This is a genomic window from Actinomadura sp. ATCC 39365, assembly GCF_054392275.1.
The window spans coordinates 9,546,117-9,569,498 of record NZ_CP184335.1; the positions used below are offsets into that span (position 1 = coordinate 9,546,117).

Here is a 23,382-nt window from a genome sequence, read left to right on the forward strand (position 1 = left end):
CTCCTAGGTGAGGAAGTTCTTGAGCTCGAAGACGAGCTTGCGGACGTGGCCGGAGAGCACGGGGGTGCCCAGGTCCTTGAGTTTCTGGCGGTACCACGGGTCGACGCTCTGGTGGCCGGAGCTGTTGACCGAGCCGACGGGGATGAACTTGACCCCCGAGCGGTGGATCGACCCGAAGTCGTTGATCAGCGAGCGGTTGTCGTAGAAGTCGGAGATCCACACCATCACGGTGTTGCGCGGATCGGCGATCTTCGGCCTGGCCAGGGCCATCGCGGCCGTGCCGTCGGTGCCGCCGCCGAGCGTCGTGCGCAGCAGCACCTCGAACGGGTCGTGCACCCACGGCGTCAGGTCGAGCGCGCGGGTGTCGTACGCGACGAGGTGCACGTCGACCTTGGGCAGGCCGGCGAAGATCGAGGCCAGGATGGTGCAGTTGACCATCGCGTCGACCATCGAGCCCGACTGGTCGACGACCACGATGAGCCGGGCCGGCGTGGTGCGGCGGGCCGTCTGCCGGTAGTAGAGCCGGTCGACGTAGAGCCGCTGGTCGTCGGAGCTCCAGTTGGTGAGGTTCTTCCAGATCGTGCGCTCGATGTCGAGGTTGCGGAAGACCCGCTTCGGCGGCACCGACCGGTCGATGACGCCCACGCTGGTCTTCTCCACCTGCGTGCGCAGCACCTCGGCGACCTCGTCGACGAACCTGCGGATCAGCGCCTTGGCGTTGGCCAGGGCGACGCCCGACAGGTTGGACTTGTCGCGCAGCAGCTGCTCGATGAGCGACATGCTGGGTGTGAGCTGCCTGGCCAGGGCCGGGTCGGCCAGCACCTCGCGCAGGCGCATGCGCTTGACCAGGCCGCCCTCGATCATGGCGAGCACGGCGGCCAGCTCTTCGTTGCCCGGCCCGTGCCGCAGGCCGCCGGGCTCGCAGCCCATGCCCTTCTCGAACCAGGCGGCGTCCTGCTTCCAGCGGGCCAGGTCGCCCGCCGTGACGTCGCCCGTGCCGGTGGAGAACACGTTGAGCAGCAGCTTGGAGACCAGGGCGGCGCGGCGCACCTCGCCGCCCTCCTCGTGCTCCTTGTCGGCCATCAGGTCCTGGAGCTCGGCGCCCAGCTCGGGGAACCGCTGGACGAGCGTGTCCACCGAGACGCCGGGGTCGAGCAGCGCGGGCGGCAGCTCCAGGTCGCCGACGATGCCCATGCTGGCCGTCTCCAGCGCGGGCTGCTCGTCGGCCGAGAACAGCCGCGACATGAGCCGCCAGTACAGTACTTGGCGCCGGGTCTCGTCGGCGCTCGTGGTCGAGTCGGTCATTTCCGCAGCAGCCGTCCTGCCCGTTCGCGCAGCACGGCGACCACGTCGCCGGCCTTGGCCTCGGCCTTGACGACCTTGGGGTCGGTCGGGCCGTTCGCCCAGTCGCCGTTGTGCACGGTGACCGGCTTCTTCTTGACCGTGGCCTGGACGGCGAGCGGCTGCAGCAGCCACCTGCCGCCGTCGCGGCGCACCAGCCCGACGCACGCCGAGGACGCGGCCACCAGCTCCGGCGTGAGCGGGCAGCTCGCCGGGAGCCGGTCGAGATCGAGGGCGAGCTTGTTGCCGCCCAGGACGAGGGTGTGCCCGTCGACCGTGTACCCCTCGACCAGCACCGGCTCGGCGATGCGCACGGGGTGGCGGTCGAGCGGCGGCGTGGCCGGGGCCAGCGCGCCCGCGAGCTGCACCCGCGCGGTGGTGAACGGGTCGGCCTCGGCGCCGGTGCGGGCGCGGTCGTCGTGCCACAGCAGGTCGCCGCCGGGCAGCAGCGGCATGCCGTCGATCTCCACGGACCGGTGGTCGGCCAGCGCGCCCATGAGCACGGGCCGGCCGCCGAACAGCCGCCACACCGACGGCCCCACGATGGTGTCGACCTTGGCCGCCGCGACGCTGGTACGCACCAGCCGCGTCTGGCCGCCGGCCTCCTCCAGGACGCCGTGCACCTGCACCCGGACGACCGTGGCGTGCTCGTGCACGTCGGCGCCGAGGATCAGCAGCCGCCCCGACACCGGCTCGGGCACGCCGTGCCACGGGCCTGACTGGGCGAGCAGCAGCCCGCGCGTCCACAGGTCGGCCCACCGCCTGAGCGGCAGCCGGTCCATGGTCGCCACCGGGGACGAGGCCCGCAGCTCGGTCGCCAGGCCGTCGAGCAGCACGGCGAGCCCGCGCAGCTCGGGCACCGCGAGCAGCGCCTCGATCGCCTGGTCGGCGCCGGAGACGAGGTCGTCGTCGACGCCCCGCCAGCCGGTGATCGCCAGCTCCCGCAACCACACCCGGCACCCGGCCAGCAGGTTCTCCGGCACGCCGCCCACGGACGCCGCCCCTGTTGTGGCGTCCGTGGCGGCGGCCGGCGGCCAGGGTGCGCGGCTGCGGCCCAGAGCCTGGTCGAGACGGGCGAGCAGGGCGTCGTGCACCGCGCCGAACAGCGCGGCCCGCCCGCCGGCCAGCGCCGCCAGATGCTCGTCGGCGACCGACCCCGCGGTCACCTTCTCCACCGCCTCGCCCAGCCGGTCGCCGAGCGGCGAGCCCGCGAGCGCGCCGGCCAGCGCCGCCAGCGCCGCGGCGGGCTCTTCCGCGACCCTGGCGAACCCGTGCCCGAGCGCGCCGTCGAACCCCGTGGCGAGCGCGAGCGCCTCCTCGACCCCGGCCGGCCCGTCGCCGGCCAGCTCCCCGAGCTGTACGTCGAGCATCAGCCCACCTCTCCCGTCTCGGGCCCCATCGCCGGGAACCAGTGGAGCTCGGCCAGCGGCTCGGTGCTGTCGGGCACCTCCAGGTAGGCCAGATGGCGCAGGAACCGGCTGAACACCACGGCCGCCGGGGTGCGCTGGGGGTGCCGTTCAGCGCGCTCATCAGGTGGCCGCCCTCGGGCACCTCGACGCGCAGGTAGCGGGCCACCCGGTCGAGGCCGTACTGGAGCACGGCCTCGTCGGCCAGCATGCGGATGTGCTTGCACGCGTAGCCGTGCAACGCGCCGCACGGGCGGTTGTTGTTGGTGCTGCAGCTCAGGTCGTGGGTGCCGGCGGCGATCGACGAGACGTAGACCCGCTCGATGTCGGACCCGCTCGACACGACCCCCTGCAACCTGCCATCAGCCAGCTCGACGAAGGGCACCTTCGCCAGCTTGCGCGGCTGGACCGGCGGCACCACCCGCACGACGCTGCGCTGCTCCCACGCGGTTTCGTCCGCGTCCAAGGTCTCGACCTCCAGTCTGACGGCATGCTCGCGCCGACAGCCAACTCCGATGGGCTTGATCAACAGACCCGGAAATCTACCGGAGGCCACCGACAGACCGGACGTGAACGATCATTCACATGGAGGTCGAGCGGGCCGGAGGCCGTGCGCGGGCTCGTACCCCGCGCACGGCGCCCCGCCGCTCAGGACGTGACGGCCGTCCAGGTCGGGTGGTCGCCGGGGCCGAGCTCCACGAAACCGGGCAGCTCGCGCAGCGCCAGCTCGGCCCCGCCCGGCGTGTACGTCGCGATGATCCGCAGCGGCCGCCATCCGGTGTTGAAGGTGGAGTGCAGCGTGCCCTTGGGGATGTAGATCGCCTCACCGGCCCTGACCGGGAACTCCGGGTCGTCGCCGACGGTCTGCCGCCCCTCGCCCTCGATGACGTAGAGGACCTCGTCGGAGTCGGGGTGCAGGTGGCGTTCGTGGCCCTTGTTCGGGTTGATGATGACCTCGCCGAACGTGGAGGAGGCGCCCGGCACGGCGTCGGGCGTCACGTGCCATTTGATGGCCCCCCAGTCGAAGAGCATCGTGGGAAGGGCGTCCGGTCGTCGGTGCATGGCGGGTTCCTCCTGGTCAGAGCTGCTTGAAGGCGCGGACCTGTGCGGCGATGGCCCGCTCGGCGGGCAGGCGTTCCATCGAGGACGCGCCGAAGAACCCGGCGACGCCGACCGTGCGCTGCTGGATGTGGCGCACGTCGTCGGGCTCGGCGATGGGACCGCCGTGGCACAGCACGATGACGTCGGGGTTGACGGCGACGGCGGCGTCGCGCATCTCCTGGATGCGGATGGCCGCCTCGTCGAGGCCGATCGCGGTGACGGCGCCGATGCTGCCCTTGGTGGTCAGGCCCATGTGCGGGACGAGGATGTCGGCGCCCGCCCGCGCCATGGCCGTGGCCTGCTCGGGGGTGAACACGTAGGGGGCGGTGAGCAGGTCGCGCTCGGCGGCCAGCCTGATCATCTCCACCTCCAGGTCGAAGCCCATGCCGGTCTCCTCCAGGTTCGCCCGGAAGACACCGTCGATCAGGCCGACCGTCGGGAAGTTCTGGACGCCGGTGAAGCCCATGTCCTTCAGCTCGTCGAGGAAGCGCGGCATCAGCCGGAACGGGTCGGTGCCGCACACCCCGGCCAGCACCGGCGTGTCCTTGACGACCGGCAGGACCTCCCCCGCCATCTCCACGACGATCGCGTTGGCGTCGCCGTACGGCATCAGGCCGGCGAGCGAGCCGCGGCCGGCCATCCGGAACCGCCCGGAGTTGTAGATGATGAGCAGATCGACCCCGCCCGCCTCGGCGGACTTGGCCGACAGCCCGGTGCCCGCGCCGCCGCCGATGATCAGCCGGCCCGCCTCCCGCTCGGCGCGCAACCTCCGCAGTGCCTCGTCGCGACGCATCAGGCCCCCTTCTCGATCAGCCGGTGCAGCCGGTCGGCGGCCGCCACGGCGAACTCCGCGTTGTTGATGTCCTGGTCACTCTGCACGACCTCGACGGCGCTGCCCGCGACGGCCGCGAGCACGGCGTCGAAGCAGGCCGCGTCGGCCGCCGGGTCGTGGAAGGGGCCGCCCTCGACGTCGACGGCCGAGACGCCGCCGCGCGGCACGAACAGCGTGACCGGCCCCGACGCGCGGGCCAGCCGCTCGCCGATCGCCCGCCCGATCTCGGCGTTCTCGGCGGGAGTGGTGCGCATGAGCGTCACCGTCGGGTTGTGGACCAGGAGCTGCCGTGACCGGAAACGTTCCGGCACGGTCTCCATCGGGCCGAAGTTGACCATGTCGACCGCGCCCAGGCTGACGACCTGCGCGATTCCGGCCCGCCCCGCGGCGGTCAGGCGGTCGGGGCCCGCCGACAACACGCCGCCGACGAGCTCGTCGGCCAGCTCGGTGGTGGTGAGGTCGAGCACCCCGGCGAAGTGGCCGCCGGCCGCCAGCGCCTCCATGGCCCGGCCGCCCGAGCCGGTGGCGTGGAAGACCAGCACCTCGTAGCCCAGGGACTCCAGGCGGGCCCGCGCGGCGTCGACGGCGGGCGTGGTGACGCCGAACATCGTGGCCGCGACCAGTGGTTTGTCCTCCCCGGACGGCTCGGCGCCGGCGTCGTAGGAGGCGGCCATCGCGCTGATCGCGGCGGCGGCGTTGGTCAGGATGCGGCGGGAGACGGAGTTGACGCCCGCGACGTCGACGACGCTGTACATGAGCGTCACGTCGGTCTCCCCGACGTAGGCCGAGACGTCGCCGCTGACCATGGTCGAGACGAGCAGTTTGGGCAGGCCGACGGGCAGCGCCCGCATGACGGCGGCGGCGATGGAGGAGCCGCCGCTGCCGCCGAGCGCGAGCACGCCACTCAGCTCGCCGCGGGCGTGCAGGTCCTTGGCCAGGGCCGTGGCCCCGGCCGCCATCGCCGCCAGCGCGGCGCCGCGGTCGCCCGCGCTCCTGAGCCGGTCGAGGCCGGTGCCCGCGGCCCGCGCCACGGCCTCGGCGGGGACGTCGGCGGTCAGCTCCGGGGCGCCCATGACGCCGGTGTCCATGAGGACGACGCCCTGGCCGGCCCGGATGATCAGGTCGCGGACGAGGGCGTACTCCTCCCCCTTGGTGTCGAGGGTGCCCAGCAGCAGAACCGCCATGTCAGACCTCCTACGATCGGCCTTCCGACCTTACCCCGGCGATCTCCGCGTGGCGGATGCCGAGGACGTCCACGCCGTGCTCGGACAGCGGGCGGGAGCCGAAGATGCGGCGTTCCTCCTCGGTGATGGCGACGTCGTTGATGCTGGCCTCCCGGCGGCGCATCAGCCCCGACTCGTCGAACTCCCACTGCTCGTTGCCGTAGCTGCGCCACCACTGGCCGGCGGCGTCGCGGGACTCGTACTGGAAACGGACGGCGATGCGGTCGCCGGTGAACGCCCACAGCTCCTTGCGCAGGGCGTAGTCCAGCTCGCGGTCCCACTTGCGGCGCAGGAACCCGGCGATCTCGGCGCGGCCGGTGACGAACTCGCCGCGGTTGCGCCACACGGAGTCCTCGGTGTAGGCGAGCGCGACGCGCTCGGGGTCGCGGGTGTTCCAGGCGTCCTCGGCGGCCTGGACCTTGATCCGGGCGGTCTCCTCGGTGAACGGCGGAACGGGCGGGCGTGTCATGAGATGTCCTCTCCGATCGAGAGAACGGTCGTTCTCCCGGGTTGTGCGATAGCGTAGAGAACGATCGTTCTCCGCGGCAAGCACCTGGAGGGGTGTCATGGATCACGAGCAGCGGTTGCTGGACGCCGCGGGCGACCTCTTCTACCGCCGCGGGGTGCAGGCGGTCGGCATGGACGAGATCCGGGCCGCCTCCGGCGTCTCGCTGAAACGCCTCTACCAGTGCTTCCCGTCGAAGGAGGCGCTGGTCGTGGCCTACCTGCGGCGACGCGACGAACGCTGGATGACCTCACTCACCGCGTACGTGGCCGACGCCGGCGACCGCATCCCGGCGGTCTTCACGTGGCTGGAACGCTGGTTCACCGAGGACGACTTCCGCGGCTGCGGGTTCGCCAACGCCTTCGCCGAGCTGGGCGCCGGTTCGGCGGACGTCCGTACCGCGGTGCGCGAGCACAAGGAGCGCCTGCGCGCCTACCTGCGCTCGCTCGCCGAGGAGGCCGGAGCCGGCGACCCCGCCCTGCTCGCCGAGCAGTTGCTCACCCTGATCGACGGCGCCACGGTGACCGCGATGATCTCGCAGCAGCCGGGCGCGGCCCGCTCGGCCGGGCAGGCCGCGGCGACCCTGGTCCACCGGCACCGGCGGCCCTGAACGCGAAAAGAGCGCACCCCCCGCGGGGAGTGCGCTCTTTTCGCGTCGCAGGATCAGGCGGCGTACGACGGGTAGCCGTAGCCGACGACCTGGGAGGTCGGGCGGACGCGCTGCTCGACCTTGCCGTTGCCGGTGTTGCCCTCGATCGTGGAGATCGTGCCGTCACCGTTGTCCTTGACGACGAAGCCGACGTGCTGGATGTCGTTCAGGCTCTTGCTGCCGCTCCAGGAGAAGAAGACGACGGCGCCCGGCTTGGCCTCGGTGCCCCAGCGGTCGTTGGCGGCGAACCACTTGGCGTGGCTCACGGTGTAGGCGTCCCAGCCGACCTGCGGGCGGGCGCCGGTCTGCTCGCCGACCCAGGAGACGAACATCGAGCACCAGGGGGCGTTCAGGTACATGGCGCGGTTGCCGCCGTCACGCGCGGCGGTCTCGGCGGCGCGCTGGGAGTCGGCGTACCACTTCTGGAACTTGGTACCGCCGCCGTTGGCGTCCTCGGAGGTGCCGACCTGGGCGCGGGCCGTCGCCAGCACCTGGGCGGCGGTGACGTTGACCTTGCCCTTGGCGCTCTCGTCGGCGGCGCGGTTCTGCGCGACGTGCGGCTGGGCGGCCACGCCGGCGACCTTGGCGGTCTGGGTGGCGGTGTGGGCGGTGGTGGTGTCGGCGTTCACTGCCGCGTGCGTGCCGAGCACGCCGGCGACGGCGGTCGCGCCGAGGGCGATCTTGGCGAGGTCGAGCTTGTAGGCACGGTGAAGACGGTGCTTGGCCATGAGGGTGTTACTCCTTGCGCTTCCGTGCCGCTTGCCGGGTTAGCTGACGGGTTCGGGCGGGAAGCTGCCCTACGGCACCACGGTGCCGATTCACCCCATTGGACACATGGGTCCCCGGTTCCGCGCACAGGCGGATTCAGCGGTCTCTTGGTCAGGCGAAAGGGCTGACGCATCGTCTTCCCGGGCCCGGGAAAGGGCCTGAAGGTATATGTGCGACGCCCGGATGCGGAGATGTCCGCATCGACTCTGTACAACACGGGTCGAGCTTGGGTAATTCCCAGGCAATGCCATCCCTACCTGGGACGACTCCCCGTTCGGCTGTGTACAAGCAAGCTACCCGGCGAGTAATTCCCAGGCAAATGGCGGCATTGAATTCGACGGTGCGTGGGAGAAACGCTACGCACCGAATCGGTTCACGCCACGTGCGCCTTTATCGCCACGCTCGTGAGGGCCAGCAACAATTCCAGATCGGGCTCCGCGTCGACCTGCACGGCGACCCAGGCGCGGTCGCGGCAGGCATGGACCTGGTCGCACGCCCGCAGGTACGGCTCCAGGCGGCCGATGGCGGGGGCGGTGAGCCGTACGTGGATCTCGTCCCGGCCGGCCAGGCGCAGGATCTCGGTTCCGTGTACGGCGAAGGTGACCTGCTGACCGGTGCCGCTGACGTTCAGCGACGGCCAGGACCGTAACTCCGCGACCGCGCGGACCACGTAGGGCCCGCGTCGCGTGGGCGTCCGCCGCCAGGCGGAGATTCCTGCCACGCTCCAATGCTGAGCCACGGCTCACCCCGCCGTCAGCCCCCGTTCCTGAACCGTTATCCCGTCGTGAACGGGCGCGTCCAGGGTCTGACCGGCACGATTACGGACACCTGACCGATGAGTATTGACGCTCCCCCAGGCAGAGGCTACCGTCGATTCACAACTTAAAGGAAACTTTCCTAATAGTTTCCCCAGAAGTCTCCCATCCCACTCCCCACACACCCCCCAACGGATGTCGGAGCGACATGAAACACACCATTCTGAGCAAGGTCCTGGCGGGAATGGCGGCATTGGCCCTGCCCCTCACCGCGGCCGTGGCCGCCCCAGCGCTCGCCTCCGCCAGCACGGTGGCGTACGCGGCGGCCTGGGCCCCGTGGACCGCCTACACGGCGGGCACGGTCGTCACCTACAACGGCGTCGACTACGTCTGCCTCCAGGCGCACACCTCCCAGCCCGGCTGGGAGCCGCCGAACGTGGCGGCGCTGTGGAAGGTCTCCGGTGGCGGCGGCAGCGACACGACCGCGCCGTCGGTGCCGGGCAACCTGCGCTCGACCGGCGTCACGGACACGAGCGTGGCCCTGGCCTGGAACGCCTCCACCGACAACGTGGCCGTGACCGGCTACGAGGTCTACCGCGGCGGCACTTTGGTCACCACCGTCACGGGCACCACGTACAACGACACCGGCCTCACCGCGAACACGGCCTACAGCTACACCGTGCGCGCGCGTGACGCGGCGGGCAACCGCTCGGCCAACAGCAACCAGATCTCCGCGACGACCACCGGCGGCGGTGGCGGCGACGACAAGACCCCGCCGTCGGTCCCCGGCAACCTGCGCTCGACCGGCGTCAGCAACAGCAGCGTCTCGCTGGCCTGGAACGCCTCCACCGACAACGTGGCGGTCACCGGCTACGAGATCTACCGCGGCGGCACCCTGGTCACCACCGTCACGGGCACCTCGCACACCGACACCGGCCTCAGCGCCAACACGTCGTACAACTACACCGTGCGCGCGCGTGACGCGGCGGGCAACCGCTCGGCCGACAGCAACCAGATCACCGCGACCACCACGGGCGGCGGCGGTGGCGGCGGCAACAAGGTGCTGGGCTACTTCGTCCAGTGGGGCATCTACCAGCGCGGCTACCACGTCAAGAACATCGACACCAGCGGCTCGGCGGCCAAGCTGACCCACATCAACTACGCGTTCGGCAACGTGCAGAACGGGCAGTGCACGATCGGCGACAGCTACGCCGACTACGACCGCTTCTACCAGGCGGGCGAGAGCGTCGACGGCGTCGCCGACACCTGGGACAACGGCGCGCTGCGCGGCAACTTCAACCAGCTGCGCAAGTTGAAGAAGAAGTACCCCAACCTGAAGGTGCTCTTCTCCTTCGGCGGCTGGACCTGGTCCGGCGGCTTCGGCCAGGCGGCGCAGAACCCGACGGCCTTCGCCGACTCCTGCTACAAGCTGGTGGAGGACCCCCGCTGGGCCGACGTCTTCGACGGCATCGACATCGACTGGGAGTACCCGAACGCCTGCGGCCTGACCTGTGACACCAGCGGCGCGGCGGCGTTCAAGAACGTGATGTCGGCGCTGCGCTCGCGCTTCGGCGCGAACAACCTCGTCACCGCGGCCATCACCGCCGACGGCAACGACGGCGGCAAGATCGACGCGGCCGACTACGGCGGCGCCGCCCAGTACGTCGACTGGTACAACGTCATGACGTACGACTTCTTCGGCGGCTGGGACGCGCAGGGCCCGACCGCCCCGCACTCGCCGCTCACCACCTGGGACAAGATCCCGGTCCCCGGCTTCTACACCGACAACGCCATCCAGAAGCTCAAGAGCAAGGGCGTCCCGGCCGCCAAGCTGCTGCTCGGCATCGGCTTCTACGGCCGCGGCTGGACCGGCGTGACCCAGGCCGCGCCCGGCGGCACGGCGACGGGCCCGGCGCCCGGCACGTACGAGCAGGGCATCGAGGACTACAAGGTCATCAAGACCCGCTGCCCGTCCACCGGCACGGTCGCGGGCACGGCCTACGCCTACTGCGGCAACCAGTGGTGGAGCTACGACACGCCGAGCACCATCGGCGGCAAGATGAGCTACTCGAAGAACCAGGGCCTCGGCGGCGCGTTCTTCTGGGAGCTCAGCGGTGACACCACCAACGCCGAACTCCTCACGGCCATGAAGAACGGCCTCGGGTAAGTTCGCACGTCAGGGCCGGTCCCGGGTTCCGGGGCCGGCCCTTCGCCGTCTCCGGCGCGCCGCAGGACGGAACGCGGACGCCTTGGGAGAAGCTGGTCTCCGGGGGTGAACGACGATTCTGTGGGGTGGCGGGCACAGGCGGCCCTTCTTCACGACACCGGTGTTCCTGGTCGGCCTGATCGGGATCACGGCGCTGGTGGTCGGGCTGGACAGGTTCACCGGCGGGGGCGCGGAGCTCGTGCCGGTGCTGATCTTCCTGCCCGCGATCGTGTCGGGGCTGGGCTCGGTGTGGCAGACGGCGGTCGCGTCGGTATGGGTGCTGGCGGTGGTCTCGGCCTCGGTCGCCTATCTGGGCGGCAACCTGCGGACGAACCTGGAGGTCTCCGGCTTCACCGCGGCGTTCGGGCTGATGAGCGTGGTCGGCGCGAGCTACCGGATCCAGCGCGAGGAGGAGGTCCGCCGGTTGCGCTCGGCCGCCGCGGCGTTGCAGCGGCAGCTCGTCAGGCCGCTGCCGCTGCGCTCGCTCGACGTGGTCGTGGACGGCCTCTACCAGCCCATCGAGGAGGACACGATGGTGGGCGGCGACATGTACGAGGTGGCGCCGTCGCCGTACGGGACCCGGGTGATGATCGCCGACGTGCAGGGCAAGGGGCTGCCCGCGATCGGCGCCGCGCTGGCCGTGCTGGGCGCCTTCCGGGAGGCGGCCTACCGCGAGATCAGCCTCATGGGCGTGGCCGACGCCCTGGAGGACGCCGTGATCAGGCACAACAGGTTCGCCGCGCACACCGGCGAGCCCGAGCGCTTCGTCACCGCGCTGCTGCTGGACATCGGCCCGGAGCTGGAGGTGGACGCGGTCAACTGCGGGCACATCGCGCCGTACCTGATCCACGGCGGGAACGCCGGGCAGCTCTGGCTCGGCGAGCCGGAGGTGCCGCTCGGCCTGGCCGGGCTGGCGGGCGAGCCGCGCCACGGCGCGCGTTTCGCCTTCCCGCGAGGGGCCTCGCTGCTGCTGTGCACCGACGGCGTGACCGAGGCCCGCGACCGCGACGGCTCGTTCTACCCGCTGGAGCAGCGGCTGCGCTCCTGGGCCCGCGACCCGCCGGCCAGGACCGTCGAGGCCCTGGCCGCCGACCTGAACACCTTCACGCACGGCGCCCCGCGCGACGACATCGCGGTGCTCATCCTGCGCCGGACCGGATCGTGACCCGCCCGAGCGCCCGAACGGCAACTATTAAGAAAGTTTCCTAACAGAGAGCATTGACGGCCCTGGTCACCAGGCTTACCTTCCGATCAACCCCCCAGTCATGCCCCATCGGAGGTGGCCTTGAAGCCCACACGCCTACGCGCGGCACTGGCCGCGTGCGGCACCTCACTGGTCCTCATCGCCGGAGCCCTGGCCGGTACGGCCACCGCCGCGGCCGACAACGCCGCCTGCCGCCCGGACGGCCTCTACCAGACCCCCGGCGTGGACGTCCCCTACTGCCTGGCCTACGACGAGGACGGCCGCGAGAAGATGGGGGCCGACCACCCCCGCCGCATCATCGGCTACTTCACCAGCTGGCGCACCGGCAAGAACGGCCAGCCCGCCTACCTGGCCGGCAACATCCCGTGGGGCAAGGTCACCCACATCAACTACGCCTTCGCCCACGTCGACGGCAGCAACAAGATCGCCGTGGACGCCAACGCCACCGCGACCGAGTGGCCCGGCGTCGCCGGCGCCGAGATGGACCCGGCCTACTCCTACAAGGGCCACTTCAACCTGCTGAACAAGTACAAGAAGCAGTTCCCCGGCACCAAGACGCTGGTGTCGGTCGGCGGCTGGGCCGAGACCGGCGGCTACTTCGACGCCAACGGCACCCGGGTGCCCTCCGGCGGCTTCTACTCGATGACCACCAACGCCGACGGCTCGGTCAACCAGGCGGGCATCGGCACCTTCGCCGACTCGGTCGTCGCGTTCGTGCGCGCGTACGGGTTCAACGGCGTCGACATCGACTACGAGTACCCGACCTCGATGAAGGACGCGGGGAACCCGCTCGACTGGACCATCGCCAACGCCCGCAGGTCGAGCCTGATGAAGGGCTACGCGGCCCTGATGAAGACGCTGCGCCAGAAGCTGGACACCGCGGCCGCCGCCGACGGCAGGTACTACATGCTGACCGTCGCCGCCCCCGCCTCCGGCTACCTGCTGCGCGGCATGGAGACCTTCCAGGTCACCCAGTACCTGGACTACGTCAACATCATGTCCTACGACCTGCACGGCGCCTGGAACGAGTTCGTCGGCCCCAACGCCGCCCTGTACGACGACGGCAAGGACGCCGAGCTGGCCAAGTGGGGCGTCTACACCGCCGCCCAGTACGGCGGCCTCGGCTACCTCAACACCGACTGGGCCTACCACTACTTCCGCGGCGCGATGCCGGCCGGCCGGATCAACATCGGCGTGCCGTACTACACGCGCGGCTGGAAGAACGTCAACGGCGGCACCAACGGCCTGTGGGGCACCTCCAACGGCCCGAGCGGCAGCTGCCCGCAGGGCCTGACCACCTGCGGCGACGGCGCCCGCGGCATCGACAACCTGTGGCACGACGAGGAGAACGGCAAGGAGGTCGGCGCCGGCTCCAACCCCATGTGGCACGCCATGAACCTGGCCAAGGGCATCGCCGGCTCCTACGGCCCCGCCTACGGCCTGGACCCGGCGAGCGACCCCGAGGACCGGCTCACCGGCACCTACACCCGCAACTACAACGCCACCCTGACCGCCCCCTGGTTGTGGAACGCCACCAAGAAGGTGTTCCTGTCCACCGAGGACGACCAGTCGCTCGGCGCCAAGGCCGACTACGTCAGGAACCAGGGCATCGGCGGCGTGATGATCTGGGAGCTGGCCGGCGACTACGCCTGGGACGCGGCCAAGGGCGAGTACTTCATGGGCCCGACCCTGACCGGCCTGCTCTACGACAAGCTCAGGACCGCCACCCCGTACGGCGCGGCCAAGGCCAAGGTGACCGTCCCCAACGAGAAGGTGGACGTCACGATCGAGGCCACCGGCTTCCCCGCCGGCGACAGCAACTACCCGATCAACCCCAAGCTCGTCATCACCAACAAGACGCAGACCACCATCCCGGGCGGCGCGGAGTTCCAGTGGGACTACGCGACCTCCGCCCCGAACAACGCCAAGGACCAGTCGGGCTTCGGCCTGCGGGTGATCAGCAGTGAGCACACCGGCAACAACATCGGCGGGCTCAAGGGCGACTTCCACCGGGTCTCGGTGAAGCTGCCCTCCTGGCAGACGCTCGCCCCCGGCGCGTCGGTGACCCTCGACTACGTGTACTACCTGCCCGTCCCCGGCCAGGCGAACTACACGCTGACCTTCGGCGGCAGGACGTACGGGCTGGTCCAGGACCTGGCGCGCGGCGGCGTCGCGCCCAGCCCGAGCCCGACCCCGACCGTCACCCCGACCGGCGGCGCCTGCACCGCGCCCGCCTGGAGCGCGACGGCCGTCTACACCGGCGGCCAGCGCGTCTCGCACAAGGCCCATACGTGGGAGGCCAAGTGGTGGACGCAGGGCCAGGAGCCCGGCACCACCGGCGAGTGGGGCGTCTGGAAGGACGTCGGCGCCTGCTGAGGCGGCGCCGCCGGCCGGCGGGCGGGACGGCGCGCGTCCCGCCCGCGCGTGCCGGCGCGGGCCCCTCCGGCGAGGTCAGGTACGCAACCACCTGGAGCAGCCTCTTGCGACGTGACCGTGGGCTACGGAAGGATCGCCAGATCGAGCCCCACCGGTATCCGTAACCCCATGCGTATACCGAGGCCCGTCACCCCCCGCATGGACGACATGGAGAGGCTGTCGTGCAACCTCAGGAGAGCATCGAGCAGTTCGGCTACCGTCAGGAATTACGCCGCGGGGTCGGACTGACCGACCTCGTGTTCTACGGCCTGATCTTCATGGTGCCGATCGCGCCGTTCGCGATCTTCGGCCCGGTCTTCAAGGCCTCGGGCGGCATGCCCGTCCTGGCGTACCTGGTGGGCATGGTCGCGATGTTGTTCACCGCGGCCTCCTACGCGCAGATGGTCAAGGCCTTCCCGCTGTCGGGGTCGGTCTACAACTACGCGGGCCGCGGCATCGCCCCGTCGGTCGGCTTCATGACCGGGTGGGCGATCCTGCTCGACTACCTGCTCGTGCCGAGCCTGCTCTACCTGGTCGCCTCGATCGCCATGAACAACAGCGTGCCGGGGGTGCCGGTCTGGGGGTGGCTGCTCATCTTCGTGGCCGTCAACACGGTGGTCAACCTGCGCGGCATCCGAATGACGATCACCCTCACCAAGGTGCTGATCACCTGCGAGCTGATCGTGCTCGGCCTGTTCGTGCTGATCGGGATCTGGGCCCTGCTCCAGGGCAGGGGCCACGGGTTCAGCCTCTCACCGCTGTTCAACCCCGACACCTTCTCCTGGCCGGTGATCTTCGCCGCGGTCTCCGTCGCGGTGCTGTCCTTCCTCGGCTTCGACGGCATCAGCATGCTCGTCGAGGAGTCCGCGGGCGGGTCGGCCCAGGTGGCCCGGGCCATGCGGCTGGCGCTGATCCTGGCCGGGCTGCTGTTCATCGCCCAGGTCTGGGTGGCGGCGCTGGTGGTGCCCGACCCGGCGGGCCTGCTGAACACCGGCTCGGAGACCGCCTTCTACGACGCCGCCGCCTCGGCGGGCGGCGAGTGGCTGCGGCACGTCACCTCGACGGCCACCGCCATCTCCTGGGGCTTCGCCGACACGCTGGTCGCCCAGGTCGCCGTGTCCCGCCTGCTGTACGCCATGGCCCGCGACCGGCAACTGCCGGCCTTCCTCGCCAAGGTGTCGATCAAGCACTCGGTCCCGGCCAACGCCATCCTGCTCGTCTCGGCCCTGTCCGTCGGCATCGGCGTGTGGGCCTCGCAGCTCAAGGAGGGCGTCGGCCTGCTGAGCAGCCTGGTCAATATGGGCGGCCTGATCGCGTTCGTCGTGCTGCACGTGTCGGTGATCGTCCATTACCGGGTCAGGCAACGCTCGTCCGACTTCTGGTCGCACCTGGTGGCGCCGCTGATCGGCATGGCGATCCTGATCTTCGTGATCGTCAACGCCAACATCCTGGCCCAGCGGGTGGGCCTGATCTGGCTCGCCGTCGGCGTCGTCGTCCTCGGCATCCTGTACGCCCGCGGCCGCCGCCCGGTGCTGGACGGCGACGAGAAGGCCGGCCTGACCGAGATCCGGTCACCGTGACGCGGCCACCGCTCCACCACGAGTTGTTCCTCATCGGCCACGACCAGTCCGGCAAGCCCCTGGTGCACCAGCACTCGATGGCGCTCGGGCTGGCCGGGGCGGTGCTGCTCGACCTGGCGCTGAGCGGGCGCGTCACGGTCGGGCAGGGCCGGATCACCGTCACCGACCCCACCCCGGTCGGTGACGTGGTCGTGGACTCCCTCGTCCCGCTGATGGCCCGCGACCGGGCCGAGGGGGAGGCCAGGTTCTGGATCAAGAAGCTGGCCGAGGACGCCTACGACCGCACCCGGCAGAGCCTGGTCACCGCGGGCGTGCTGGTCATGGTGACCAGGCGGCGCATGGGCATGTTGCCGTACACGCGTTACCAGCTCGCCGACATCGCCTCGGTGGTGCGCGCCTCGGCCGGGGTGCGCTCGGCCGTGGAGGGCTGGAAGCAGCCCGACGGGCGCGGCGCGGCGCTGTGCGGGCTGGTGGGGGCGCTGCGGCTGGAGGCCGAGCTCTACCTCGACCAGCCCTCGGCCCGGCTCGTCGAACGCCTCCGGGAGATCGCGGGCGAGCACTCCCCCGTCGTCAGGGAGGTCGTGCAGCTGATCGACGACATGCTCGGCGAGGCCGCGGTCGCGGTCTTCCGCTGACCCGGCCCGGCCCGCTCTCCGGGCGGGGCCGCCGGGGTCAGCCGAACAGCTCGCGGATCTGGCCGACGACCTCCACGATCACCGACACCTCGGCCGCGCGGGCCGACAGCCGCTTGAGCGCGTCGATGACGCGGGAGCGGTCGGGGTCGGCCTGCTCGATCTCCTGCCGCACGTCGGCGACGTCCCGGCGGGCCCGCGCGGGCTCGGTCACGTGCGCCTCGTGCTCGGCGAGCAGGCGTTCGAGCCGGTCGAGCAGCCGGGCCGCCTCGCCGGGGGCCGCGCCGCCCAGGTTGTTGACCGTGGCGCGGGAGTGCGGGCCCACCGCGATCGGGCCGCTCACCTCGCCGCCGCTGATGTGCACGCCGTACGAGCCCGGCATGGGGGTCTCCTCGTTCGTCACGCGCCCTGCCCTCCCAGGTTGTTGACCGTCGCCGCGGCCTGGTGCCCGAAGGCGACCGGGCCGTTGACCGTGGCGCCGCCGCTGACCGACAGCGTGTTCATGGTCACGCTCGCCGCCTGCAACCGGTAGGCGCCGGTCTCCACGCCTTTGTCCTCCAGGAAGTCGAGGACCGCCTCGGTGAGCCGCTGCTCGATCATCCGCACGTACTTGGAGACGTCGAGCACCTGGATGTGGGTCTGCAGGTCGTCGCTCGCGCCCAGCTCCCGGACGCTGAAGCGGGCGCCGTAGGGGTAGACGATGTGCTTGCGCGGGTCGGGCGCCAGCATGTTCTGCCGGACGGCCTGCACCCCCGTACGGGCCAGCCGCGCGGGCGCGGCCAGCACGTCGCGCAGCAGCCGCAGCTTCAACGACCTGACCGCCTCCCAGGCGATGCGGCCGCCGGTCATCGTGGGCAGCCGGTCGACCACGTGGTAAGGGCCGTAGGCGGGCGGGAGCACGGTGACCACGAACTGGGTGTAGAGCATCCGGCCCTCGACGGCCAGGTAGATGAACGCGGAGGTCAGCGCCTCCTGGTCCTCGGCGGGCGCGACGAGCCGGCCGTTGCGGTCGCGGATCTCCTGCCCGGCGTTGTTGATCGTGACGCGCTGGTAGTAGCGCACGCCGCCCTGCGGATGGCGGACGACGGCCTCGATCTCCTCGGGCGTGGCGTGGGACCTGGGCAGGCCGTTCTTGCCGATCAGCGGATGGGACACCGGTGCGCCGCCCTGGTGCCAGTCGGCCACGGTGAAGATCCCCCTGGCGACGACGTGGTCGCCGATGTCGAGCCGCTGGATGCCCTCGTTGGGACGCAGCACGCGGTCGCGCATGTCCTTCAGCCGCTCGCGGACGAAGGCGTGCAGCTCGACGGGGTCGATGTCGACCGGGTCGTCCTGGCGGCGCGGCGGGCCCTCGCGGCCGCGCACGCGGTCGAGCTCCACGGCGATCGACCAGCTCCTGGCGATGGATCCGGCGCCCATGAAGGCGTCTTCGTTGGCGTACATGGTGATGTTGCCCCACTGGGCGCTGCGCACGTAGTCGACGCGATGGGCGGTGCGGGGGCCGGTCGCGCCGGTGACCGGCTCGGGCGCGCCCGGCCGCAGCGTGCCCGCCAGGGTCATGTACGTCGCGATCCGGTAGACCAGCGCCACCCCGAGCGTGGTGAAGGGCACGGACATCGCCAGCGCCAGCGTGCCGAGCCCCTGGGTCAGGACGTCGGCGAGGCCGTAGGAGGGGCCGTCGTCGTAGAACGAGGAGCTGGAGAAGCTCTGCAGCAGCAGCACGGACAGCGCGGTGGAGAACCCGGCGAGCAGCAGGAGCAGGGCCATGCCAGCGGACCAGGCCCAGAGCATGGCCCGCAGCACGAACGAGCCGCCCCGGAGCCGCCCCGAGGTGAGCAGCACCAGCGGGACGAGCGTCGCCACCCACGCGATCGTGGTCAACGGCGAGATCACGAACCCGACCAGGAAGAACACGGTGATGAGCGCGTCGCGGACGACGAGCATCGAGCGCGAGCGCCGGCAGTGGTGGATCACCGGGATGAGGTCGAAGCCGCCGTAGGACGGGGGGACCGCGCGGTAGGGGTCGAACATCAGCTCGCCCAGCACCCGGTCGCGGAACCCGCTGTCGAGGTAGGCGGCGGCGCTGAGGTAGCGGGTGACGTTGCTCATGCGGGGCACGCCCGGGTGGGCCGCGGTGTCCCGCGTCGAGCCGGTGGCGCCGGAGCTGTCGACGGCCATGACCCTCCTTCGTCGGTGAACCCGGCCGAGCTTATGAGGGGCGAGTGCTTTGGGGGGCTCGTTGTTATCAAATAGTCTCGTTCACCAGAAGTGAAGCTCGGGACAAAAGCCCGATAAATCGAAATTCTTCCCTTTACGGAGCATTACGGGAGGGCGTATTGGTCCACCATTCAGGCGCCGGGGGGCGGTGCGGGCGATGCGGCAGCGACACCGGCGCCCTCACACAGTGCCCCCGCTGCGGTGCCCTCCTCCCCACCCCCTCACCCCCCGCCACCTCGCCCCCCGCACCCCACAGCGTGGGTGCCGGCGGTGTTCCGCCGGTGGCGCGCTCGGCCGGGGAGGGGGCGTTCGCCGACCTTTCGCGGGGGCCGCTGGGGGGCGAGCATCCGCCGCCGCCCTCGCGGTTGCGTCCGCCGGGGTGGCGGCGGCCGGTGGTGCTGGTCAGCGTGGCGGCGGCGTGCGCGACGACGGTGCTGGTCTGGTGGGTGGCCGGGAGCCGCCCGTCCGCCCCGGCGGAGGCGGGCGGCAGCTCGGGCGGCACACCGTCGGCCGTCCAGCCTCAGGCATCGGACGAGGCGACGGAAGACCCGCCGACCGGGGACGCCACCCCCGCGGACGACCCGGCCGCCAGCGCCGACCCGACGCCGAGCGCGGACCCCACGGCAGGCGCGGCCGGGCAGGCCGGGCAGGTGGACGAGCTGCTGTCCAGCAGCAGCTCCACCCGTTCCAGCCTGTCGGCGGCGATCGCGGACGCGACCGGCTGCCGCCGAACCGGCGTGACCACGATCGAGGACATCACCGCGAGCCGCCGCGACCAGCTCGCCGCCGCCCGGACGCTGGAGGTGACGGCCCTGCCCGAGGGCGCGGCGCTGAAGCAGACGCTCATCACCGCGCTCGACGCCTCCTACGACGCCGACACCGCCTTCCTGTCCTGGGCGCGGCGCCATCTGGCGGGCGGCTGCACCGGCCCGGTCTCGGACGACCGCGATTACCGGCGCGGTCTCAGCAGATCGGAGGCCGCACAGACGGCCAAGGCACAATTCGCGCAGGCGTGGCGGCCGATAGCGGAGACATATGGCCTGACAATATGGAAAGCTGACCAGATCTAGCCATATTGGCCCATAATTCAGGCATAAGCACCGTAATTCCGAGCGCCGATCAACGAGAGGTCCGCAGACGACACGTCCCGTCAGGGGCTCCGGCGGCACGTCCCGGCAGGGGCTCCGGTGACGACAACACCGGTGACACGCACCGCCGGTGACATGCACCGTCGGTGACACGTTCCGTCCAGCGACACGTCTCGTCAGTGACACGAAGGAGTGCTGCGATGATCCTGCCACGCCGTCTGTTCCGGCTGGCCGCGGGTGCGGCGGCCGGGTACCTGCTCGCCGTGCGTCCCTGGCACCTGCGCTGGGGCGCGACCGACAGCGAGGTGCACGGTGACCTGCCGGGTGACGACGTCGTGCCGCTCCCCCAGCTCCAGGCCACCCGTGCCGTCACCGTGGACGCGCCGCCGGCGGTCGTCTGGGCCTGGGTGGTCCGGCTCGGCGGCTACCCGGGCCCCGGCACCCGTTCCGGCACGGGGCCGGATGTACGGACGGAAGCAGCCGGCGAGCCCGCGCAGCCCCCGCACGACCTCAAGCCCGGCGACGTCATGGACGGCGGCGGCTTCGTCGTCGAGCGGATCGAGGCCCCGCACAGCCTCGTGCTGGCCGACCGCGGCGCCGACGCCACCACGACCTGCTCCATCGCGCTCCGCGACACCGGCGGCGGCACCCGGCTGGTCTACCGGCTCCGGATGCGCGGCGAGCCCACCGTACGCGGCGCCGCCCACGTCGCGATGACGGACGTCGGCGACTTCGTCGCGATGCGCAGGCAGCTCCTCGCCGTCAAGGCCGGGGCCGAGTCGGCGCGGTGAGCCACTGAACCGACCCACTGGGTCGAGCCGGGCTGACCGGCCCCGGTCCGGCTCCTCCGCCACTGCCCTATGGTTCATGCTGTGGATCAACGGGGAGCGAGCGCGACGGCCGAACGCGCATCCGCCGGCAAGCGTCCCTCGCCCCGGCGGCGCAGGCGCTGGTTCGCCTGGACGGTGGTCGCGCTGCTGGCGGCCTGGGCGGCGCTGCGGGTCGGCGGCCTGGAGACCGGCTCCTTCCTCATCCAGCTCATGACGGTGACGCCGATCGGCGCTGGGCTGGCCGCGCTGACCGCGCTGCTGGCGATGCTCAGGCGCAACCGTCCGGCGGGGCTGTCCGCGGCGCTCGTGGGCATGGTGTTCATCGCGTGCCTGATCCCGAGGACGTCCGGGGTGGAGGCGGGCAAAGTGATCGATGGCGTCCCGCTGCGGGTGTTGTCGGTCAACCTGTTCGGACGGGCCGACGCCGAGACCGTGGTCCGCCTGGTGCGCACGTACGAGATCGAGGTGTTCAGCGCGCTGGAGCTGACCCCGGAGGCGGTCCGGCGGCTCGACCAGGCGGGGCTGCGCAAGCTGCTCCCGTACCGGGTGCTCCAGGCCGCGGACGGCGCGATCGGCAGCGGCCTGTTCGCCAAGCACCCGCTGCGGCCGCGGCGGGGGCTGTTCACCCCGATCGGCCACAACATGCCGGCCGCCACGCTCTCCCTGCCCTCGGGCGGCAAGGTCGAGGTCGTGGCCGTGCACCCCAACCCGCCACTGGGCCGGATGGCGGACGAGTGGGACGCCTCGCTCAAGGCGCTGCCGTCCCCTTCGCCGTCGGTGGTCAGGATCCTGGCCGGCGACTTCAACGCCACCCTCGACCACCGCGCCTTCCGCGACCTGCTGGCCCGGGGTTACGTCGACGCGGCCGACCAGGTGGGCAAGGGACTCGTCCCGACCTGGCCCAACGGCAGGGCGATTCCGCCGATCATCACGATCGACCACGTGCTGGCCGACCGCCGGGTGGGCGTGGCCCGTACGGAGATCCTCGACGTGCCCGGCACCGACCACCGCGGCGTCTTCGCCGACCTGCGCCTGCCCGCCATCGGCTGACCCGCCGCTCCCCGCACGGTCACCGCCCCTGCTGCTGCCCGTGCAGCCTTCTGAGGGACGCCCTGAGCAGCTTGCCGGCGCCGTTCCGCGGCAGATCGGGGACGAGCTCCAGATATCTCGGGATCTTGAAGCGGGCCAGGCGGCCGTCCAGGTGGGCGAGCAGTTCCTCGGGCTCCGCGCTCGCGCCCGGCCGCAGCACGACCAGCGCCTTGCCGGTCTCCCCCCACTTCTCGTCCGGTACGCCGATCACCGCGCACTCGGCCACCGCCGGATGGGCATGGAGCACGTTCTCGATCTCGGCCGGGTAGACGTTCTCGCCGCCGGAGATGTACATGTCGCTGATCCGGTCGCGGATGCGGACGTACCCGTCCTCGTCGGCCACGCCGATGTCGCCCGACCTGAACCAGCCGTCGGCGGACAACACCTTCGCCGTCTCCTTCGGACGCCGCCAGTAGCCGGGCATGACGTTGGGGCCCTGGACGTACACCTCGCCGGGCTCGCCGGGGGCGGCGGGCGAGCCGTCGGGGGCGACCAGCCGCACGTCGGAGAAGAAGCACGGCACCCCGGCCGAACCGAGCCCGGCGTCCGGGTGCCCCGCCCCGAGGAAGAGCGCGCCCGGGGAGGTCTCCGTCATGCCGTACCCCTGCAGGAACGGCAGCCCGCGCTCCCGGTACGTCCTGATCAGCGGTTCGGGCACCGGCGCTCCGCCGCACAGCAGGTGCCGCAGGCTGGACAGGTCGGCGCCCGCCCAGCGCGGCGACCGCGCGAGGGCCGCGAACATCGTCGGCACGCCGAACATCATCGTGACCCGCTCGGACTCGACCAGGTCGAAGGTCCTGTCCACCCCGAACGACGGCTCCAGCAGCGCCCTGCCGCCCTTCAGCACGGTCGGCACGAGTGTCTGCGCCAGGGCCGCGATGTGGCACAGCGGCGCGCTGACCAGCGTCACCTCGTCGTGTGCGAGCGGCACGTCGACCAGCAGGTTCACGGCGTTCCAGATGAGGTTGCCGTGGGTGAGCATCGCGCCCTTGGGGCGGCCGGTGGTGCCGGAGGTGTACATGATCAGGCAGATGTCGTCCTGGCTCACCGGCTCGTCCACGGGGTCGGCGGGCGCGCCGGCGATCAGCTCCTCGAAGGCGTCCTGGCTCAGGTGCCGGCCGGGCAGGCCGCCGCCGTCCCGGCCCTCGCCCTCGCCCTCGCCCTCGCCCTCGCCCTCGCCGAGGACGACTACGCGGGCACCGGAGTCGTCCAGGAGGAAGCGCAGCTCGGGCGGGGCCAGCCGGGCGTTGAGCGGGACGAACACCGCGCCCAGCAGCCCCGCGGCGAAGAACGTCTCCACCAGGGACGGGTGGTTGGGCCCGAGATAGGCGATCCGGTCGCCGCGGCCCACGTCCAGGCCGGCCAGCCCGTGGGCCAGGCGGGTGACCCGGTCGTACAGGTCGCCGTAGGTGCGGTCGATTCCCGGGTAACCGACGGCGGGCCGGGCGGGCGTCATCCGCGCCCTGCGTGCCGGCCATGACCCAAGCCCCTGATTCCGCATCGGCACTCCTTGACGGTCAGGACTCAAGGTAGGTCACCAA

General features: G+C 71.5%; 20 protein-coding genes and 1 riboswitch. Of the genes, 9 read left to right on the forward strand and 11 right to left on the reverse strand.

Going from position 1 to position 23,382, the window contains the following annotated elements; translation table 11 throughout:
* Positions 1 to 3: 3 nt before the first annotated feature.
* From ACNF49_RS45680 to ACNF49_RS45705, 6 genes are all read right to left on the reverse strand, one after another.
* The gene (locus ACNF49_RS45680) at positions 4 to 1,305 is read right to left on the reverse strand and encodes a VWA domain-containing protein (RefSeq protein ID WP_357979581.1); all 1,302 of its coding nucleotides are present in this window, start codon (positions 1,303 to 1,305) and stop codon (positions 4 to 6) included.
* Complete coding sequence (locus ACNF49_RS45685; protein ID WP_482941634.1) at positions 1,302 to 2,711, reverse strand: hypothetical protein; 1,410 nt, start codon at positions 2,709 to 2,711, stop codon at positions 1,302 to 1,304. Before ACNF49_RS45685 ends, ACNF49_RS45680 begins: the two co-directional genes overlap by 4 nt.
* 684 nt (positions 2,712 to 3,395) lie before the next feature.
* On the reverse strand, positions 3,396 to 3,809 hold the full coding sequence (locus tag ACNF49_RS45690) for a cupin domain-containing protein (protein WP_357979575.1): 414 nt from the start codon (positions 3,807 to 3,809) through the stop codon (positions 3,396 to 3,398).
* Positions 3,810 to 3,825: 16 nt separating this feature from the next.
* A complete protein-coding gene (locus tag ACNF49_RS45695; RefSeq protein WP_482941635.1) occupies positions 3,826 to 4,641 on the reverse strand; it encodes a phosphoenolpyruvate hydrolase family protein in 816 nt (271 codons plus the stop codon).
* Positions 4,641 to 5,864, reverse strand: coding sequence for a Tm-1-like ATP-binding domain-containing protein (locus tag ACNF49_RS45700; RefSeq protein WP_482941636.1), 1,224 nt, complete (start codon positions 5,862 to 5,864; stop codon positions 4,641 to 4,643). The genes ACNF49_RS45695 and ACNF49_RS45700 overlap by 1 nt, the downstream gene beginning before the upstream one ends.
* A gap of 10 nt (positions 5,865 to 5,874) precedes the next feature.
* Positions 5,875 to 6,372 (reverse strand): nuclear transport factor 2 family protein, encoded by a 498-nt coding sequence (locus ACNF49_RS45705; protein ID WP_482941637.1) that lies wholly within the window; start codon positions 6,370 to 6,372, stop codon positions 5,875 to 5,877.
* Positions 6,373 to 6,469: 97 nt separating this feature from the next.
* Here ACNF49_RS45705 and ACNF49_RS45710 point away from each other — a divergent pair, with 97 nt between their 5' ends.
* Complete coding sequence (locus tag ACNF49_RS45710; RefSeq protein ID WP_482941638.1) at positions 6,470 to 7,018, forward strand: TetR/AcrR family transcriptional regulator; 549 nt, start codon at positions 6,470 to 6,472, stop codon at positions 7,016 to 7,018.
* 53 nt (positions 7,019 to 7,071) lie between these two features.
* Here ACNF49_RS45710 and ACNF49_RS45715 read toward each other — a convergent pair whose 3' ends face one another.
* Positions 7,072 to 7,785: a CHAP domain-containing protein gene (locus ACNF49_RS45715; RefSeq protein WP_357979565.1), complete on the reverse strand. Its 714-nt coding sequence runs from the start codon at positions 7,783 to 7,785 to the stop codon at positions 7,072 to 7,074.
* A 13-nt stretch (positions 7,786 to 7,798) separates the two neighbouring features.
* A riboswitch (cyclic di-AMP (ydaO/yuaA leader) is annotated at positions 7,799 to 7,937 on the reverse strand.
* Positions 7,938 to 8,198: 261 nt separating this feature from the next.
* Complete coding sequence (locus ACNF49_RS45720; RefSeq protein ID WP_358292351.1) at positions 8,199 to 8,546, reverse strand: luciferase domain-containing protein; 348 nt, start codon at positions 8,544 to 8,546, stop codon at positions 8,199 to 8,201.
* Between the two features lie 242 nt (positions 8,547 to 8,788).
* On the opposite strand from ACNF49_RS45720, the gene ACNF49_RS45725 reads away from it, so the two are divergent.
* The 5 genes from ACNF49_RS45725 to ACNF49_RS45745 all read left to right on the forward strand — a co-directional run bounded on the left by ACNF49_RS45725 (position 8,789) and on the right by ACNF49_RS45745 (position 16,620).
* On the forward strand, positions 8,789 to 10,747 hold the full coding sequence (locus ACNF49_RS45725) for a glycosyl hydrolase family 18 protein (protein WP_357979561.1): 1,959 nt from the start codon (positions 8,789 to 8,791) through the stop codon (positions 10,745 to 10,747).
* A 160-nt stretch (positions 10,748 to 10,907) separates the two neighbouring features.
* Positions 10,908 to 11,951 carry a PP2C family protein-serine/threonine phosphatase gene (locus ACNF49_RS45730; protein ID WP_357979559.1) on the forward strand — a complete coding sequence of 348 codons (1,044 nt, stop codon included), beginning with the start codon at positions 10,908 to 10,910 and terminating at the stop codon, positions 11,949 to 11,951.
* A gap of 120 nt (positions 11,952 to 12,071) precedes the next feature.
* On the forward strand, positions 12,072 to 14,366 hold the full coding sequence (locus ACNF49_RS45735) for a chitinase C-terminal domain-containing protein (protein WP_482941639.1): 2,295 nt from the start codon (positions 12,072 to 12,074) through the stop codon (positions 14,364 to 14,366).
* 221 nt (positions 14,367 to 14,587) lie between these two features.
* Complete coding sequence (locus ACNF49_RS45740; protein WP_482941640.1) at positions 14,588 to 15,985, forward strand: APC family permease; 1,398 nt, start codon at positions 14,588 to 14,590, stop codon at positions 15,983 to 15,985.
* Complete coding sequence (locus ACNF49_RS45745; protein WP_482941641.1) at positions 15,982 to 16,620, forward strand: GOLPH3/VPS74 family protein; 639 nt, start codon at positions 15,982 to 15,984, stop codon at positions 16,618 to 16,620. The genes ACNF49_RS45740 and ACNF49_RS45745 overlap by 4 nt, the downstream gene beginning before the upstream one ends.
* Positions 16,621 to 16,657: 37 nt before the next feature.
* On the opposite strand, the gene ACNF49_RS45750 is transcribed toward ACNF49_RS45745, so the two are convergent.
* Both ACNF49_RS45750 and ACNF49_RS45755 read right to left on the reverse strand, forming a co-directional pair.
* Positions 16,658 to 17,020, reverse strand: a complete 363-nt coding sequence (locus ACNF49_RS45750; RefSeq protein WP_357979551.1) for a hypothetical protein — start codon at positions 17,018 to 17,020, stop codon at positions 16,658 to 16,660.
* Positions 17,017 to 18,795, reverse strand: a complete 1,779-nt coding sequence (locus ACNF49_RS45755) for an AbeC-like domain-containing protein (protein WP_482941642.1) — start codon at positions 18,793 to 18,795, stop codon at positions 17,017 to 17,019. Before ACNF49_RS45755 ends, ACNF49_RS45750 begins: the two co-directional genes overlap by 4 nt.
* Positions 18,796 to 19,115: 320 nt before the next feature.
* On the opposite strand from ACNF49_RS45755, the gene ACNF49_RS45760 reads away from it, so the two are divergent.
* From ACNF49_RS45760 to ACNF49_RS45770, 3 genes are all read left to right on the forward strand, one after another.
* Complete coding sequence (locus ACNF49_RS45760) at positions 19,116 to 19,904, forward strand: hypothetical protein (protein WP_498703510.1); 789 nt, start codon at positions 19,116 to 19,118, stop codon at positions 19,902 to 19,904.
* Between the two features lie 218 nt (positions 19,905 to 20,122).
* Positions 20,123 to 20,713 (forward strand): SRPBCC family protein, encoded by a 591-nt coding sequence (locus tag ACNF49_RS45765; RefSeq protein WP_482941644.1) that lies wholly within the window; start codon positions 20,123 to 20,125, stop codon positions 20,711 to 20,713.
* An 81-nt stretch (positions 20,714 to 20,794) separates the two neighbouring features.
* Complete coding sequence (locus ACNF49_RS45770) at positions 20,795 to 21,802, forward strand: endonuclease/exonuclease/phosphatase family protein (protein ID WP_482941645.1); 1,008 nt, start codon at positions 20,795 to 20,797, stop codon at positions 21,800 to 21,802.
* Between the two features lie 19 nt (positions 21,803 to 21,821).
* On the opposite strand, the gene ACNF49_RS45775 is transcribed toward ACNF49_RS45770, so the two are convergent.
* On the reverse strand, positions 21,822 to 23,297 hold the full coding sequence (locus ACNF49_RS45775; protein ID WP_482941646.1) for an acyl-CoA synthetase: 1,476 nt from the start codon (positions 23,295 to 23,297) through the stop codon (positions 21,822 to 21,824).
* Positions 23,298 to 23,382: the final 85 nt, after the last annotated feature.

Excerpts from the sequence above, each read along its gene's own strand:
- ACNF49_RS45680 (WP_357979581.1), bottom strand. The coding sequence starts at position 1,305 with ATGACCGACTCGACCACGAGCGCCGACGAGACCCGGCGCCAAGTACTG.
- ACNF49_RS45685 (WP_482941634.1), bottom strand. The coding sequence starts at position 2,711 with ATGCTCGACGTACAGCTCGGGGAGCTGGCCGGCGACGGGCCGGCCGGG.
- ACNF49_RS45690 (WP_357979575.1), bottom strand. The coding sequence starts at position 3,809 with ATGCACCGACGACCGGACGCCCTTCCCACGATGCTCTTCGACTGGGGG.
- ACNF49_RS45695 (WP_482941635.1), bottom strand. The coding sequence starts at position 4,641 with ATGCGTCGCGACGAGGCACTGCGGAGGTTGCGCGCCGAGCGGGAGGCG.
- ACNF49_RS45700 (WP_482941636.1), bottom strand. The coding sequence starts at position 5,864 with ATGGCGGTTCTGCTGCTGGGCACCCTCGACACCAAGGGGGAGGAGTAC.
- ACNF49_RS45705 (WP_482941637.1), bottom strand. The coding sequence starts at position 6,372 with ATGACACGCCCGCCCGTTCCGCCGTTCACCGAGGAGACCGCCCGGATC.
- ACNF49_RS45710 (WP_482941638.1), top strand. The coding sequence starts at position 6,470 with ATGGATCACGAGCAGCGGTTGCTGGACGCCGCGGGCGACCTCTTCTAC.
- ACNF49_RS45715 (WP_357979565.1), bottom strand. The coding sequence starts at position 7,785 with ATGGCCAAGCACCGTCTTCACCGTGCCTACAAGCTCGACCTCGCCAAG.
- ACNF49_RS45725 (WP_357979561.1), top strand. The coding sequence starts at position 8,789 with ATGAAACACACCATTCTGAGCAAGGTCCTGGCGGGAATGGCGGCATTG.
- ACNF49_RS45755 (WP_482941642.1), bottom strand. The coding sequence starts at position 18,795 with ATGGCCGTCGACAGCTCCGGCGCCACCGGCTCGACGCGGGACACCGCG.
- ACNF49_RS45765 (WP_482941644.1), top strand. The coding sequence starts at position 20,123 with ATGATCCTGCCACGCCGTCTGTTCCGGCTGGCCGCGGGTGCGGCGGCC.
- ACNF49_RS45775 (WP_482941646.1), bottom strand. The coding sequence starts at position 23,297 with ATGACGCCCGCCCGGCCCGCCGTCGGTTACCCGGGAATCGACCGCACC.